The 15430-nt window shown below is 70.7% G+C and carries 11 protein-coding genes and 1 pseudogene; all 12 read right to left on the minus strand.

Annotated elements, in window-relative coordinates:
• Nucleotides 1-7: 7 nt before the first annotated feature.
• The 12 genes and pseudogenes from AOM45_RS21735 to AOM45_RS21790 all read right to left on the minus strand — a co-directional run bounded on the left by AOM45_RS21735 (nt 8) and on the right by AOM45_RS21790 (nt 15273).
• A complete protein-coding gene (locus tag AOM45_RS21735) occupies nt 8-448 on the minus strand; it encodes a hypothetical protein (RefSeq protein ID WP_156093564.1) in 441 nt (146 codons plus the stop codon).
• A 309-nt stretch (nt 449-757) separates the two neighbouring features.
• On the minus strand, nt 758-1858 hold the full coding sequence (gene menC, locus AOM45_RS21740; RefSeq protein WP_030465236.1) for an o-succinylbenzoate synthase: 1101 nt from the start codon (nt 1856-1858) through the stop codon (nt 758-760).
• Nucleotides 1855-2604, minus strand: a complete 750-nt coding sequence (locus tag AOM45_RS21745) for a GNAT family N-acetyltransferase (protein WP_051782761.1) — start codon at nt 2602-2604, stop codon at nt 1855-1857. Before AOM45_RS21745 ends, menC begins: the two co-directional genes overlap by 4 nt.
• Nucleotides 2601-3668, minus strand: a complete 1068-nt coding sequence (locus tag AOM45_RS21750) for a M20 family metallopeptidase (protein ID WP_030465237.1) — start codon at nt 3666-3668, stop codon at nt 2601-2603. Before AOM45_RS21750 ends, AOM45_RS21745 begins: the two co-directional genes overlap by 4 nt.
• Before the next feature lie 2 nt (nt 3669-3670).
• A complete protein-coding gene (locus AOM45_RS21755; RefSeq protein ID WP_236703792.1) occupies nt 3671-6901 on the minus strand; it encodes a serine hydrolase in 3231 nt (1076 codons plus the stop codon).
• Nucleotides 6898-7932 carry a dipeptidase gene (locus AOM45_RS21760; protein WP_030465239.1) on the minus strand — a complete coding sequence of 345 codons (1035 nt, stop codon included), beginning with the start codon at nt 7930-7932 and terminating at the stop codon, nt 6898-6900. Before AOM45_RS21760 ends, AOM45_RS21755 begins: the two co-directional genes overlap by 4 nt.
• Nucleotides 7933-7940: 8 nt before the next feature.
• A pseudogene (locus AOM45_RS21765) lies at nt 7941-8636 on the minus strand (ABC transporter ATP-binding protein); the annotation flags it as partial.
• Nucleotides 8633-10471, minus strand: a complete 1839-nt coding sequence (locus AOM45_RS21770; RefSeq protein WP_030465241.1) for a dipeptide/oligopeptide/nickel ABC transporter permease/ATP-binding protein — start codon at nt 10469-10471, stop codon at nt 8633-8635. The pseudogene AOM45_RS21765 and the gene AOM45_RS21770, both read right to left, overlap by 4 nt.
• Nucleotides 10471-11442, minus strand: coding sequence for an ABC transporter permease (locus tag AOM45_RS21775; RefSeq protein WP_030465242.1), 972 nt, complete (start codon nt 11440-11442; stop codon nt 10471-10473). The genes AOM45_RS21770 and AOM45_RS21775 overlap by 1 nt, the downstream gene beginning before the upstream one ends.
• Nucleotides 11439-13013 carry an ABC transporter substrate-binding protein gene (locus AOM45_RS21780; protein ID WP_030465243.1) on the minus strand — a complete coding sequence of 525 codons (1575 nt, stop codon included), beginning with the start codon at nt 13011-13013 and terminating at the stop codon, nt 11439-11441. Before AOM45_RS21780 ends, AOM45_RS21775 begins: the two co-directional genes overlap by 4 nt.
• Nucleotides 13010-13900: a serine hydrolase gene (locus AOM45_RS21785; RefSeq protein ID WP_030465244.1), complete on the minus strand. Its 891-nt coding sequence runs from the start codon at nt 13898-13900 to the stop codon at nt 13010-13012. Before AOM45_RS21785 ends, AOM45_RS21780 begins: the two co-directional genes overlap by 4 nt.
• Nucleotides 13897-15273 carry a serine hydrolase domain-containing protein gene (locus AOM45_RS21790; protein ID WP_030465245.1) on the minus strand — a complete coding sequence of 459 codons (1377 nt, stop codon included), beginning with the start codon at nt 15271-15273 and terminating at the stop codon, nt 13897-13899. The genes AOM45_RS21785 and AOM45_RS21790 overlap by 4 nt, the downstream gene beginning before the upstream one ends.
• Between the last annotated feature and the right edge of the window lie 157 nt (nt 15274-15430).

Raw genomic sequence — 15430 nt, forward strand, 5'->3', positions numbered from 1 at the left:
GCCCGCGTCACGCCCCGTAGAACCACTTCGACGTCCAGATCCTGATCCACTCGCCGGGCGGGTAGACCCGGCCGTTGGTGACGATCCACCGCGTGTTGGAACGCACGCAGTCGACGTCGGGCCACCTCGGCGAGCCGTAGGCGTTGGAGTTCTGCCCGCTCGGCAGGTCGCGGTACGGACCGACCGCACCGCAGTAGAGGTGGCTGCTGGCATCACGGCTCAACTGCAACGTGCTGCCCGTGCGGTTGTAGGCGATCCCGCACGGGTTCAGCACCCCGCCACACGAGGTGCCCAGCGGCGCGACCTCCCCGTCGCGCGGTGCGTCGACCATGACGAGCACGGAACCCGACTCCTGCGGCGCCGCTTGCGCCGACGTCGCGGTCAACCCGACCACGGCGGCGCAAGCGGCGATCACCGCGGTGGCCGCTCCCGTCCATTCCCTCAACATGTTGATCCCCTGTTCTCCCCCGACAACGCTCAGACGCGTTCGAGTGTCGGCACGTCCCGTTGGCCGCGGGGAAATCCCGGACGTTCCCGGACGCGCTCCCGCCTTCGCAGTTCCGCCCTGCAGCACCTCGTTGAACGCAGGGGCGGTTCGATCAAGGCCGACGGAGCCGGTCGTCGGCTGTGGGAGCACGATCCGGGAGCAGGGGGGAGCAGAACCATGTGTTGAACGGGCCAGTACGTGTCCCTCAACGAATTCGAACGGAGCCGCACTGACCTGCAAGAGTTCTATTTCTGCAGGTCAGTGCCGCGATTATGCGATAGGAATCCACTCCGTCTTCACCGTCACGGCGTCGAGCGCGTCCGGTAGCGGCGTCACGCCGAGCCCCGGCCCGGTCGGCACCACGAGATGGCCGTCGTCCAGCACGAACGGCTCGGTGACGTCCATCGCGTAGTACCGGTCCGACGCCGAGGTGTCGCCGGGCAGCGTGCAGCCGGGCAACGCCGCCAGCGCCACGTTCGCGGCACGGCCGATGCCCGTTTCCAGCATGCCGCCGCACCACGCCGCGATCCCGTGCGCCGCGCAGACGTCGTGGATCCGCCGCGCCTCCAGGTAGCCGCCGACCCGGCCGGGCTTGATGTTGACGACCTGGCAGGCGCCGAGCTTGATCGCGTCGGCGGCCGACGACGCCGAGGTGATCGACTCGTCCAGGCAGATCGGCGTGCGCACGACCTTCGCCAGCTCGGCGTGCGCGAGCAGTTCCTCCTCAGGCAGCGGCTGCTCGATCAGCAGCAGGTCGAACGGGTCGAGCTTCGCCAGGTGTCGCGTGTCGGCGAGGGTGTAGGCGGTGTTCGCGTCGACCTGGAGCAGCACGTCGCCGAACCGTTCGCGGACCGCGCGCACGGGGTCGAGGTCCCAGCCCGGTTCGATCTTGAGCTTGATCCGGACGTAGCCCTCGTCAACGTACCCGCCGACCGCGTCGAGCAGCTCCGGGATCGAGTTCATGATCCCCACCGACACCCCGCACGGCACCCGGTCGCGCACCGCGCCCAGCTCACGGCCGAACGACACGCCACGCGCGCGCAGTTCGGCGTCGAGCACGGCCATCTCCAACGCGCCCTTGGCCATCCGGTGCCCGTGGAACCTGGCCAGCCGGGGAGCCACGGACACCCCGTCGACCGGCCCGGTCAGCGCCGGGACCAGGAACCGCCGCAGCACGTCCGCGCAGCCTTCGAGGTACTCCGACGAGTACACCGGGTCGGCCATCGCGACGCACTCGCCCCAGCCCTCGCCCTCGTCCGTGACGGCACGCAGCAGCAGCAACTGCCGCACGGTCTGTGTGCCGAACGACGTGCGGAACGGGGACTTCAGCGGCATCTCGACCCAGCGGAGCTCCACCCCGGTCAGCTTCACGACTCGTTCCTCTCGACGACGTACCACCCGGACCTGTCGAACCCGGTCACGCGGCCACCCGCCGCGAGCAGCCCGCCGAGCACCTCGCGCACGGCGTGACGCCACTCGGTCGCCGCGGCCGGGTTCGTGGCCCGCAGCGTCTCGACGTCGGACGGCACCGCGACCAGAACGGTGTCGCCCGCGCACGTTCCCCGCACGGGCAGCCCGTCGTCGGAGATCCCCAGCGCCACCACGCCCGTCGCGCTGACGACCCGCGGCTGAGCGGCGGTGAGGTCCCAGGTGACGAGGAGCCGGTCGCTCGCCCCGCCGCTGTTGATGTCGTCGCACATCTGCCCGTACAGGTCGGGCAGGTACTCGGTGGCGGTCGCGCCCAGCTTGGCGAGGTTGAAGTGGGCGTTGCGGCGCACCAGCGGATCGAACGTCCAGGTGATCACCTTGATCCCGCGCGCCAGTGCCCACTCCCGCTGGTCGAGCTTCAGCGCGTGGCCGATGTTGCGCCCGCGCATGCCCGGCGCGACCCCGGCGATGTGGCTGTGCAACGTGCTCTGCGACGGTGGCGCGCAGAACCCCGCGCACGCACCGACGAGGTCCTCGCCGTCGAACGCGCCGGCCACGTAGTTGCCGGACTTGAGCAGTGCCCGCATCAGCTCCGCGGTGACCGGGGGAGTCGACGAGCGCCAGATCGACTCGTACAACCGTTGCGCGGCAAGGAGTTCCTTGTGCTCGATGAGCTGCCGGACGATCATGTCAGCTCCCTCACGAGCGCCGCGAGCAGCGTGGTCCGCGGCACGAGCTCCGATACCAGCACGTGCTCGCTCTCGGCGTGCGCGCCACCGCCTACCGCACCGAGCCCGTCCAGCGTCGGAACACCCACGCCCGCGGTGAAGTTGCCGTCGGAGGCACCGCCGACCGAGGCCTGGGTGAGCTCGAAGTCCGCCAGTCCGGACGCGAGCTCGAACAACGCGGCGGACGCCGACAGCTCCAGCGGTGCGCGGTTGGGCCCGCCCGTCACCTCGACCTTGGCTCCGTCGAGCACGGGTTCCAGCGCCCGCATCGCCTCGTCCACGCGCTGCTGCTCGGCGAGGTTGCGCACCCGCACGTCCACCGTGAACTTCCCTTGCGCGGGAACGGTGTTCATCGTCGTGCCGGCGGAAAGCACAGTCGGCACGACGGTGGTGCCGGTGCTGGGATCGGCCAGCCGCGACACCGCGAGGACCTGGTGCGCGGCCTCGATCGTCGCGTTCACCCCGCGTTCGGGCTCGAGCCCGGCGTGTGCGGCGCGGCCGTGCAGCGTCACCTCGTAGAGGGAGGTGCCCTTGCGCTCGGTCTTCAGGGCGCCGCCGTCCGCGGAGGCTTCGGTGACGAGCACTGCCGTGTGTTGCAGAGCCTCGGCCTCGATCAGCCCGCGCGACGACGGCGACCCGATCTCCTCGTCGCCGGTGATGAGCACCGTGACGCCGTCGGGGGAGTCGAGCGCCGCGACGGCGTGGAAGATCATCGCGACGCCGGTCTTCATGTCGAAGCAGCCGGGTCCGCGCAGCACGCCGTCCCGCACCTCGAACGGGATCCGCTCCAGGGTGCCGATCGGCCACACCGTGTCGTGGTGGCCGAGCAGCAACACCTTGCGCGGCCCGGAACCCAGGCGCCACCGCAGGTGCGTGCGGCCGTCGAGCACGATCCGTTCCGGCGACGCGCCGAGCAGTGCGGTGCCCACCTCGGCGGTGACCTCCGCACTGCGCGCGACGGCGGCCAGGTCGGTGGACGGCGACTCGCAGATCACGAGTCGCTCGATGTCGTTGAGCAGGTTCATCTTCAGGACACCTTCGGCGTAGCGCGGACACCCATGTGCACGTACTGCTCCCCGGTCGGCAGGGCATAGAACACGAGCGACGACCAGCTCTTGTCCTCGGCCATCCGGTAGAGGAACAACGACTCGTCGATCGGCACGAGATCGATCGTCGGCGGCTTGGGGATCACCGCCGCCAGGGGACCGGTGGGCGTCATCTCCAGCCGCAGCCCGTTCTCGCCCTCGGTGACGTCGAGGACGATCGAGGCACGCTCGTACCGTCCGACGTACCGCGAGACGTCCACGGCGGGTGGTTCGGCGGCCGGCTCCAGCAGGCGCGGCATGTCGATTCCGGCCAGTTCGGCGAAGATCTCCCGGTACAGCTCCAGGTACACGTCCCGCACGCTGTCGCCGTTGGTCAGCAACGTGACCGCGAGGTCCTGGTCCGGCAGCACGCGCAGGATCGCGGACTGCCCGATGGTGTTGCCGTCGTGACCGATCAGCGGGTGGCCATCCCAGTTGAACCGGATCCAGCCGATGCCCCACGAGTCGCCCAGGCTGTTCGGGTCGGGGACGTCGGTCTGCTTCTCGGTCATCGCCGCCACCGACGCCTCCGACAGCACCCGCGTGCCGTCCTCCGCCAGCCCGCCACTGAGGTGCATCCGCGCGAACTTCAGCACGTCCGCGGTGCTCGCGAAGATCGTTCCGGCCGGGCCGACCGAACGCGGCAGCATCCACACCGTCACCGGTTCGAGCTTCTCGTCCTTGGTGACGTGGCCGACCGCGGCGCGGTGCAGCAGCGCTTCCTCTGGCAACGTGCCCGCGCGGGTGAGCCCGAGCGGGACGAAGAGCCGTTCGCGCATCGCCACGTCCCACGTCTTGCCGGTGACCTTCTCGATGACCCGGCCGGCGAGGACGAAACCGGAGTTGCTGTAGGAGAAGGTGGCGCCGAGCGGGTGGTTCTGGGCGGCGTCGGCGAGCAGTTCCGTGTAGCGCTCCAGGCAGTCGTCGCCGCGGCCGGTGTCGGTGAAGATGTCGCCGTCGATGCCGCTGGTGTGCGTGAGGAGGTGCCGCATGGTCACCTTCTGCTCGGTCACCGGGTCGGAGAGCTTCAGCTCGGGCAGCACGTCGACGATCGGCGCGTCGAGGTCGAGCAGTCCCTCGTCGACGAGTTGCATCACGGCCGTCGTCGTCCACACCTTGCCCATCGAGCCGATCTGGAAGATCGTGTCGTCGGTGACCTCGACTCCGGTCGACAGGTTCAGCACGCCGTGGTGCGCGTGCACGGTCTCGCCCTGGTACAGGATTCCGAGCGCCGCACCGGGCACGCCGTGCTTGGTCGCGAGGGCGGAAAGCCTGCGCTGCCAGTGCTTCGCGTCGAGCGGCTTGCGCCCTTCGGCGTGCTCGCGCACCCAGTCGACCACGCGGCGGTTGAAGTCCTCGCGGTGCGAGGGTTTGCCGTTGAGGATGAACAGGTGCGACTCCTCGGGGTAGAGCACCAGCCTGGCCGGCACCCCGTTCTCGCGCAGCGCGGTGAACCACTGCTCGGCCTGGCCCGCCGGGCACCTGTCGTCCGCGGCGCCCTGGTAGATCAACGTGGGCGTGTGGACGTCGCCGACGAGCGTCAACGGGGACAGCTCCGCGATGTGGTCGCCCCCGCCGCCCAGCTCCAGTTTGGTCAGGTAGTGCCCGCCGTCGGACGTGCCCGCCATGCTGGTCAGGTCGCTGACCACACCACCGGCGACGGCCGCGGCGAACCGGGAGTCGCGGCTGGTCAGGTAGCACGTCATGAAGCCGCCGTAGCTGTAGCCGGTGACCGCGAGCTTCTGCGGATCTGCGAGCCCTTCCGCTACCAGCTGGTCGATCGGCTCCAGGAAGTCCTTGGCGTCGGCCTTGCCCCACGCCCCGAGGGCCGCCTGGTAGAAGTCTTCGCCGTAGCCGTCGCTGCCGCGCGGGTTGAGCAGCAGCACCGCCCAGCCCTGCTCCGCCAGCACCTGGTGGTAGAGGTGGACCGGGTCGGCCGCGCCGTTCCACGCGTTGTGCGGGCCGCCGTGGATGTCGAGCAGCAACGGTGACGGGCCGGTGCGCTCCGGGTCGCGGACCAGCCAGCCGTGCACGACCGTGCCGTCCGAGATGGTGAACTCCCGCTCCTCGCGGACGAACAAGTCCGGCGCGTTGTGTCCGGTGTGGACGGTCGTGTCACCGGTGGTCAGGTCGACGGTGGCGATCTCGCCGTACGAGGTCGGGGAACCCAGTACGACCGCCGCGACTCCGCCGGCGACCGAAAGCCCTGCGACCACACGGGAATCGCCACCCAGGACGAGCCGCGGTTCGCCGCCCTCGAGGTCCACGGCGTACAGCTGCGTACAGCCCCGGTCGCGGGCGCAGAAGAACACGGTGTCGCCGCTGAGCGCGGGGAGCCCGCCCGGATAGCCCGACATGCCGGGCATGACGTTGCGGTCGAGCGCCGAGGACAGGTCGCGGACCTCGCCGTCCAGCGACAGGTGCAGCAGGCTGAGGTGCCCGGCGCCCACGGTGGTCCGTCCGATGACGAGGAGATCGTCCCCGGCCCACGTGACGGTCGCGGCCTGTCCTTCGGCGAGCCCGACGAGCTTCGGTTCCGCACGCCCGGCCACCTCGACGACGTGCACCGGCGCGTGGAACGTGAGGTCGGCGTCCTCGTCGCGCGCTCCGGTGAACGCGAGCCGCGTGCCGTCCGGGGACCAGGCGGGAGAACCGGCGTGCCAGTCGCCGTCGGTGACCTGCCGGACCTCGCGGCTCTCCAGGTCGAGCACGTGCAGGTGGGCGCGGATGCTGCGGAGGTACCCGGAGCCGTCGGCCTTGTGGGCGAGCCGGTCCGCGACGACCGGCGCCTTGGCGTCCGCGATGTCGACAGGCGCGGTGAAGGCGAGTTTCCGGCCGTCCGCGCTCCACACGGGTGCACCCGCGCCGAGCGGCAACGTCGTCAGCTGCTCCGGCTCGCCTCCGTCGGCGGGCAGCAGCCAGACCTGTGGCGGACCGTCCTGCGCGCGGAGGAACGCGATCCTGCCGCCGTCCGGTGACCACGCCGGTGCCACGTCGGCCTTGCCCCTGGTGAGCTGCTTCGCCTCGCCTCCGGACACCCGCCACAGCGCTCGCTCGTCGCGGTCGTTCTCCCGGTCGGTGGTGCGCAGGACGTAGACGATCACGCCGCCGTCCGGCGAGATCGCGGGTTGTTCGGGCAGCGCGTGGCCGTACAGGTCCTCGATGCTGGTCACGATGCGGGTCCCCTCAGCTCGGTTCGGAACAGGTCGAGCACGTTCTGGCCGAGGACGCGGACGACGTCCTCCTCCGGCCAGCCCCTCTTCTGCAGTGCCTCGGTCACCAGCGGCAGCCCCGCCGGCCCTGCCAACCCTGGCAGGAAACGGTCGGTCGGGACGCCCTCGATCAACTGCGCCTCGCAGCACGGCGGGGTGACGTCCTCCATGACCTCCTTGACGAAGTCCGGGCCGAGACCGACGTGGTCGACGCCCATGACGCCCGCGATGTGCTCGATGTGGTCGATCAACCGGTCGACGGTGAAGTCGCTCTCGTGCAGGAACGGCGCGAAGAAGTTCACACACACAACGCCACCGTTGGCCGCGATGCCTTTCAACTGGTCGTCGGTCAGATTGCGGTGGTGGTCGCGCAACGCCCGTGCCGACGAGTGCGTCGCCATCACCGGACGGGTCGCTAGCTCCAGCACGTGCTCCACGCCCGCCGCGCTCAGGTGGCTGACGTCGAAGATCATGCCGAGCCGTTCCATCTCGGCCAGTGCGGCGACACCGGCCCTGGTCAGCCTGCTGCCGGTGGCGTCCTCGCCGCTGCCGTCGGCCAGTGCCGTGCGGCCGAAGTGGGCGAGGGACGCGATCCGCACGCCCAGCCGGTACAGCGTTTCCAGCAGTTCGACGTCCTCGCCGACCCCTGGCGCGCTTTCGAGGGCGAGCACGAGCGCGATCCGGTCGTCGGCGAGCGCCGCGTCGATCTGGCGCCCGTCGAGGCAGAGCCGGACGGTGTCCTGGTTGGCCTCGGCGATGCGGTGGGCGGCCTCGATCATCCGGAGCGTCTGCCGCAGTGCGCCTTCCGGCCGGTACGGGTCGTCGATGAACACCGGCAGCACCTGCAGGTTCACCCCACCCGCCCGCAACTGCGGCAGCCACCGTTCGCGGAAGTGCGGCACCCACCGCTCGACGGGCCGGTGCACGATCGCATCGAGCAGGTCGTTGTGCGTGTCCGCCACGACGCTGCGCCCGTGCAGGTCGTCGATCATGAAACCTCCAGCCTGGTGTGCCGCTTGGGCGCGGCCGCGAGGAGCTCGCGGGTGTACGGGTGCCGCGGGTCGGCGAGCACCCGCTCGGCCGGCCCCTCTTCGACGATCGCGCCGTTCTTCATGACCGCGATCCGGTCGCTCACGTACCGCACGACGGCGAGGTTGTGCGAGATGAACAGCATCGACAGCCCCAACTGCCGTTGCAGGTCGCGCACCAGGTTCAGCACGGCGCCCTGCACGGACACGTCGAGCGCGGACGTGATCTCGTCGGCGACGATCACCTCGGGTCTTGCGGCCAGCGCCCTGGCGAGCGCGACCCGTTGCCGCTGGCCGCCGGACAGCTTCAACGGCAGGGCTTTGGCACGCGCGGGATCGAGGTTCACGAGTTCCAGCAGCCGCGCGACCTCGGCGCGGCGGTCGATGCCCCTGGGCACGGCCTCGGAGATCGAGCCGCCGATGCTCATGCGCGGGTCCAGCGACGAGTAGGGGTCCTGGAACACCATCTGCACCTTGCCGTCCGCCAGCACCCGGCCCGAGGTGACCGGTACGAGGCCGACCGCGGTGGCGGCGAGGGTGGACTTGCCGGAGCCCGACTCGCCGACCAGGCCGACGACCTGGCCCGACGGGACGGTGAGGGAGACGTCGTCAACGGCCGTGTGGTGGCCGTAGCGGACGGTGACGTGGTCGAAGACCAGTTCGCTCACCGGGCACCTCCCACGGCCGCCTCCACCAGCTCTGCGTCCAACTTCCAGCAAGCCACCTGATGTCCCTCATCCACCGAAACCAGCGACGGCTCCTCCAGCCGGCACTTCTGCTCCGCCACCGGACACCGCGGCGCGAACGGACACCCCCGCGCGATCTCCCCGGGCTCCGGCGGCCGCCCGGGAATCACCGCCAAAGGCGCGTCCCGGTCCGTGTCCAGATCAGGCACCGCGGCCAGCAACGCCGTCGTGTACGGGTGCCGCGCCGACGTGAACAGCTCGGAGGTCGGCAGCTCCTCGACGATCCGCCCCGCGTACATCACCAGCACGCGGTCGCAGGTCTGCGCGACCACCGTGATGTCGTGGCTGATCAGCAACACCGCCGCCGACCGCTCCGCCCTGATCCGCGCCAGCAGCCTGAGCACCTCGCGCTGCACGGTGACGTCCAGAGCCGTGGTGGGTTCGTCGGCGATCACCAGGCGCGGCTCGCCCATCAGGCCCATCGCGATCATCGCCCGCTGCCGCATGCCGCCGGAGAACTCGTGCGGGTACTGCCGCGCGCGCCGGTCCGCCTCCGGGATCCGCACCGCCCGCAGGCGATCGACCGCCTTGGCGAACGCGGCCCTGCGCGACAGGCCCTGGTGCACCTCGGACACCTCCGCCACCTGCCGGCCGATGCGCAAGGCCGGGTTGAACGACGTCATCGGGTCCTGGAACACCATGGCCAGGCCGGTGCCGAGCTCGCGGTCGGAGGTGCGCGCCAGCGGTGTGCCGTTGAACTCCAGGCGGTCGGCCGACACCACACCGGGGTGCTCGACCAGCCGGGACACGGCCAGCGCGGTGAGGCTCTTGCCCGACCCCGACTCGCCGACCACGCCGACCATTTCCCCGTCTTGGACGGTGAAGGAGACGCCGCGCACGGCCCTCACGCCACCGGGGAACGTCACGTGCAGGTTCCGCACGGTCAGCAGGCCACCGGCGGAAGTGTCCACAACGGACTCATGAGTCACGGGCTCCTGCCGCTGTTGCTGCCGGCGCCCGGCGAGAGACGCGGCGGCCTCGCCGAACAGGTTGAACGCGAGCCCTGCGACGACCACGGCGATCGCGGGTCCCAGCGCGGGTGCGGGGGAGAGGTAGATCCGGTTGAGGCCCTCGCCGAGCAGCCGTCCCCAGTCGTAGGACGGTGCCTGCACACCGATGCCGAGGAACGACAGCCCCGCGACCGCCATCAACGCCGTCCCCGCGGCCATGGTCGCGTTGATCACCAGCGGTTCGGCGATGTTCGGCAGGACGTGCCGCACCAGCAACCGGAAGCGGCCCACGCCGCACACCCGTGCCGCCTTGACGAAGTCGCGGCCGCTGACCGACGCCGTCAGGGTCTGGGTGAGCCGGGCGAACGACGGGGTGATCGCGAACGCGATGGCGAGCACCGCGCCGACCGTGCCGGTGCCGAAGATGACGGCGAAGAACAACGCCAGCAGCAGTCCGGGGAACGCCACGGCGATGTTCACCGCCGACGTGACGATCCGGGCGGCCCACCTCGGCAGCACCGAGGGCGCCGAACCCAGGAGCAGGCCGCCGGTCACGCCGATCACGGTCGCCAGCAGGGCGAGTCCCAGCGTCAGCCGGGTCGCGACGAGAACGCGGTAGAAGATGTCGCGGCCCAGCTGGTCGGTGCCGAGCAGGTGGGCGGAGGACGGGCCCTGCTGCAACGCGTCGGTGTCGATGGCGGCGGCGCGGTCACCCCACAGGATCGGGGCGAAGACCGCCAACGCCACGAGCAGGCAGAGCAGCACGGCAGACGCGGCGCCGACGGGGGAGCGGAGAACCGGGCGCATCACGCCTCCCTGATCGTCGAACGGGGATCGAGCAGGGCCAGCGCCACGTCGACGACGAGGTTCACCAGCAGCACTCCCACGCCGTACACCAGCACGATCCCTTGCACCGCCGGATAGTCCTTCTGCTGGATCGACCCGACGATCGTCGACCCCAGTCCCGGCCAGGCGAACACGTTCTCCACCAGCACGGTCCCCGCGACCAGGGCGGCCAGCATCATTCCGCCGAGCGTCAACGTCGCGGTCAGCGCGTTCGGCAGCGCGTGGCGCAGGTAGACCAGCCGCGCGGGCAACCGTTTCGCCCGCGCGGTGCGGACGAAGTCGTTGCCCAGCACCGAAAGCAGCTCCACCCGGACGATGCGGGCCAGCACGGCCGCCGGTCCGACGGCGAGCGCCAGCGCCGGCAGCACCCACGAACCCGCGGCGTCGTTGCCCGCCACCGGCAGCACCCCCAGCTGCACCGCGAACAGGCTCACCAGCGCGACCGCCAGCAGGAACTCCGGAATCGCCGCGAGCACCACGCTCACCGACGTGAACGCGAGCTCGCCACCGCGGCGGCGGCCGCCCTTCGTCAGCACCGCCATCACGACACCGACCGGCACCGCCACGACGATCACGACCACGAACGCGAGCACCGCGAGCTGCACGGTCGCGGGCAGCCGGTCGCCGATCAGGTCGGCCACGGGCGTGCCGCTGACCAGCGAGGTGCCGAACTCGCCGCGGAACAGGCCGCTGACGTAGTGCCAGTACTGCACGACCAGCGGATCGTCCAGGCCCAGCGCCGCGCGCCGGGCGGCGACGACCTCGGGCGGCGCGGTGAGGCCGAGCGATTCGCGGACCGGGTCGCCGGGGATCAGGTGGATCATCAGGAACGCCGCGGTCACCAGCACCCACAACGAGGTCAGCAACCGCAGGGCCCGCCGCCGGGCGAAGGGCAGCCACGCGCTGCCCCGCACCCGTTCGACGGTGATCATGAGGCGAGCATCCGGATCGAGGCCGGGTCGATGCTGTCGCTGATCGTGAACTTCGCGCCCTTGACGAACGTCGGCACCACCGCGTCGAAGTACGGCACCAGGCTCGCGTCCTTCACCAGCGCGGCTTCGGCCTTGTTCCAGTGCTCGCAGCCCGCCGCCCCCGGCATCGACGCGGCCTGCTTCGACTCCGCCTCGAACTCGGAGTTGGTGATGTGGGCGAAGTTCACGCCCTCCGGCGGCACCGCGCCGGATGCGAACGGGGTCAGCTGGCTGGGCAACGACAGCGTGAGCGGCGTCATGGACGCGTCCCACGCGCCGGTGCCGAACAGCGCCTGGTTGACGCCTGCCGCGTCGGCGGGCTGGATCTCCGCCTTCACGCCGATGCCCTGCCACGCCTGCTGGATCAGCTCCGCGGCCGCCGTCAGCGTCGGCCCGACCACGGTCGGCTGGAGCAGCTTGATCGACAACGGCGTGCCGTCCTTGGCCCGTGTGCCGTCCGGGCCCGCCCGCCAGCCCGCGCCGTCCAGTGCGGCGGCAGCGGCGGCCTTGTCGAACCGCGGCAGGCTCGCGGTCACGTTGTCGCCGGTGCAGGGACGCGGTTCCACCGTCACGAGGCTCTTGGACGGCCGGCCCTTGCCGTTGGTCAGCACTTTCCCCACTTGGGCGAGGTCGAGTGCCTGGACCAGCGCACGGCGCACGGCGGGGTCCTTGCCGGGATGCCCGGCGGCCTGGTTGAACGTCAGCGTGCCGAGCGGTGTGGCGGTGTCGGCGTGGCCGAGCTTCTGGGCGAACAGGCGCTCCTGGTCGGGACCTGCCACCGGGGCGGCGGTGAGCTGTCCGGACAGCAACAGGTTCACCGCCGTCGTCTCGTTCGCGATCACCCTGATCACGACCTTCTCGGGCAGGCCCGGCTGGTTCTGCTGCCAGTCACCGGGTCCCCACGCGAAGTCCTTGCGGCGCTCCAGCGTGTAGTGGTCGTTGGGCACGATCTCGGAGATCTTGAACATGCCGGTGCCCTGCTGGCCCTTGGCGAGCACCGTGCGGTCGCTCATGCCCTTGGCGCACACGATCGGCAGCGTGCCGACGTTGGTCAGCAGGAAGGCGTCCGGTGCGCCGCTGGTCACCGTGACGGTGCGGGCCGCCTCGTCCGCCGTCGCCGAAGTGCCCGGTACGACCTGGACTCCGGCCAGCGGTGACTTGTTCGCGGGATCGCCGACGAACGAGATGTTCGCCGCGACGTCCTTCGCGGTGAGCGGCGTGCCGTCGTCGCAGGTGAGGCCCTGGCGGAGGGTGAAGGTCGCCGAAGTGGCCGTGGCGTCCCACTTCTCCGCGAGCCCGGCGACGATGTCACCGCTGGAGGTGCGCTCGATCAGCCTGGCGTAGAGGAACCGGCCCACCGTGCGGGCGGGCGACAGGACGGTGAGCGCGGGGTCGAGGGTGCCGGGGTCGGCGCTGATCGACATCGTGAACGTCTTGCCGTCGGCCAGGTCCGCGGTGCCGGAACCAGAGCTCCCCGACGTCGCGCACCCGGTCAGGACGACGGCTCCGAGCAGGGCTGCCGCACGTTTCATGATGTGCTCCGGAGGTGGTCGACGGCGAGGCGTCCCGCGCGGCCGATGACCGCGTCGACGGCGGGTTGCCGCGGTTCGAGCGCCTGCGCACGGGTGAACACGGCGACGGCGTAGCTGCGGCCGTCGGGGTAGGTGACGACGCCCGCCTCGTTGCGGACGCTGGGCAGGGTGCCGGTCTTGGCGGCGATCTGGACGTCGGAAGGGAAGCCTGACCCCAGCCGGTGCGGCCAGATCTGCTGGGCCATGATCCGGCGGACCTGCTCGCACGCCTCGGGGGCGGCGGCCCGGTCGGTCCAGATGGCGTCCAGCAGCGTGGTGATCTCCCTCGGTGTCGAGGAAGTCGTGCGTGCTGGGTCCACAATGGACAGCTTCTCGACGACCTCCCAGGTGGGAGCGCCGAGCACGTCTTCCGCTTCCTGCATGCTCATGGCGAGGTCCGCGGTCATCGAGGCGAAGAGGTCCTCGCAGCAGCCCATGATCCGCGTGCGGTGCAGGCCGAGGTTCGCGAGCACCTCGTCGACCGCGGCCTGGCCGACGCGGTGGAAGACGACGTCTGTCGCGGCGTTGTCGCTCATCGTCATCATGAACAGCGCGAGGTCGCGCCAGCTCATCTCGACGTCGTCGGCACAACCCGCCGTGCCGATCCCGCCGATGCGGTACCGGGACGTGACACGAGTCCGTTCGGTCTCGTCCAGCCGTCCCGCGGCGACCTCGGCGGCGTAGGCGACCGCCACCGGGATCTTGAACACCGACGCGAGCACGACCTGGTCGTCGGCCTGGTGACAGACCTCGGGACCGTTCTCGACGCCGACCTCGCGGGCGTGCACGAACCCGTCCACGCCCGCGTCGGCGAACACCTCGGCGAGGCCGTTCGCAGAGGTGTTCACTGCGCCACCCGGCGGTCGGCGCGGCCGGTGTGCAGGAACAGCGCGCGCCCGTGCCCGTCGTCACCGACGAACGCGTGCGGCATGTGGATGCCGTGCACGGGTTCTGCGGCAACGAGCGTGTCGTCGCGCCACGGCACCAGTTCGGTCTTGCCCGCCGACTCCGGGCTCAGCTCGGCCATGATCCCCTTCGGGATGACCTCCATCCAGATCCGGCCGTCCGCGTCCTGCGTCACCACGCGCTCGCCGACCGACGAGACGTACACGCCGGTGAACCGCTCACCGTCGACACGGTCGGGCTGGGGAACGGGTTCGGGCATCGCGGGCAGCTCCACGCCGGTGAGCTCGCGCAGCACGTGCCGGAAGATCGCCTGGTACAGGTCGACGGTCTTGCCGCCGTTGGTGAGCAGCGCGACGGCGACGCCGTGCTCGGGAACCAGGCGCAGGAAGGCGTTCTGGCCGATCGTGCCGCCGTCGTGACCGATGACCGTCGCTTGTGGATAGTGGAAGAGCTCCCAGCCCAGCCCCCAGGCGTCGCCCATCAGCGCGAGGTCCGGCACCTGCACCTGGGTCTCCTGCATGGCGCGGACGCTCTCCGGCGAGAGCACGTCCTTGCCGCCGTTGATGTGCATCCGCGCGAACGTCAGCAGGTCGCGGGCGGACATGGCGAGCATTGAGCCGGCAGGGGCGTTCGACCGCACCAGCGCCCAGACCGGAGCCACCTGCGGCCCGGTCTCCTCGTCCTGGGTGAGGTGTCCGGTGGCAGCCCGGAACATGATCGCCTCGTAGGCGTCGGCGGCGGCGTGCGCGAGTCCGAGCGGCGCGAACAGGTGCTGGCGCAGGCAGTCGTCGTAAGGCTTGCCGCGCAACACTTCCACGATCCGGCCGAGCACGCAGTAGCCCGCGTTGTTGTAGCTGAACATCTCGCCGGGCGCGAACAGCTGCGGCGTGTCGTGCAACGTGGCGACGTACTTCTCCACGCAGTCGTCACCGCGGCCGGTGTCGGTGAAGAGATCACCCTCGAAGCCCGACGTGTGGTTCATCAGCTGCCGCACGGTGATCCGCGCGGCCGCGTCCTCGTCGGCGATGCGGAACTCGGGCAGGTAGGTCCGCACCGGCGAGTCGAGGTCCAGCAGCTTCTCGTCGACGAGCTGCAGGGCGAGCGTCGTCGTCCAGACCTTGGTGATCGACCCGATCTGGAACAGCGAGTCGGTCGTCGTCTCCACACCGGTGTTCTTGTTGAGCACACCCGCCGCCGCCTCGACGACCTCGTCGCCGACGGTGACGGCCGCGGTCGCGCCCGGCACCTGGTACTGCGCCGCCAGCTTCGGGAGGTTCTCCTGCAGCCAGTCGTTGATCTCGCTCAGCTTGGACATCCGCGCCTCATCCACCTCGACGTGACTCCGGTCACCGGCAACGCTAGGGTCGGCGCCCCTGCCGCCACCTCGTCGTGCCCGACGAATCTGGCCTCGCGGATCTGTCCGTCCCGACGAACCCTGTCGAGGAGGGGTAGAGCAGGCTCCACCCCGGTCC

This window comes from Lentzea aerocolonigenes (genome assembly GCF_000974445.1).
Taxonomy (GTDB): Bacteria; Actinomycetota; Actinomycetes; order Mycobacteriales; family Pseudonocardiaceae; genus Lentzea; species Lentzea aerocolonigenes.

Excerpts from the sequence above, each read along its gene's own strand:
- AOM45_RS21735 (WP_156093564.1), bottom strand. The coding sequence starts at position 448 with ATGTTGAGGGAATGGACGGGAGCGGCCACCGCGGTGATCGCCGCTTGC.
- AOM45_RS21745 (WP_051782761.1), bottom strand. The coding sequence starts at position 2,604 with ATGATCGTCCGGCAGCTCATCGAGCACAAGGAACTCCTTGCCGCGCAA.
- AOM45_RS21750 (WP_030465237.1), bottom strand. The coding sequence starts at position 3,668 with ATGAACCTGCTCAACGACATCGAGCGACTCGTGATCTGCGAGTCGCCG.
- AOM45_RS21760 (WP_030465239.1), bottom strand. The coding sequence starts at position 7,932 with ATGATCGACGACCTGCACGGGCGCAGCGTCGTGGCGGACACGCACAAC.
- AOM45_RS21770 (WP_030465241.1), bottom strand. The coding sequence starts at position 10,471 with ATGCGCCCGGTTCTCCGCTCCCCCGTCGGCGCCGCGTCTGCCGTGCTG.
- AOM45_RS21775 (WP_030465242.1), bottom strand. The coding sequence starts at position 11,442 with ATGATCACCGTCGAACGGGTGCGGGGCAGCGCGTGGCTGCCCTTCGCC.
- AOM45_RS21780 (WP_030465243.1), bottom strand. The coding sequence starts at position 13,013 with ATGAAACGTGCGGCAGCCCTGCTCGGAGCCGTCGTCCTGACCGGGTGC.
- AOM45_RS21790 (WP_030465245.1), bottom strand. The coding sequence starts at position 15,273 with ATGTCCAAGCTGAGCGAGATCAACGACTGGCTGCAGGAGAACCTCCCG.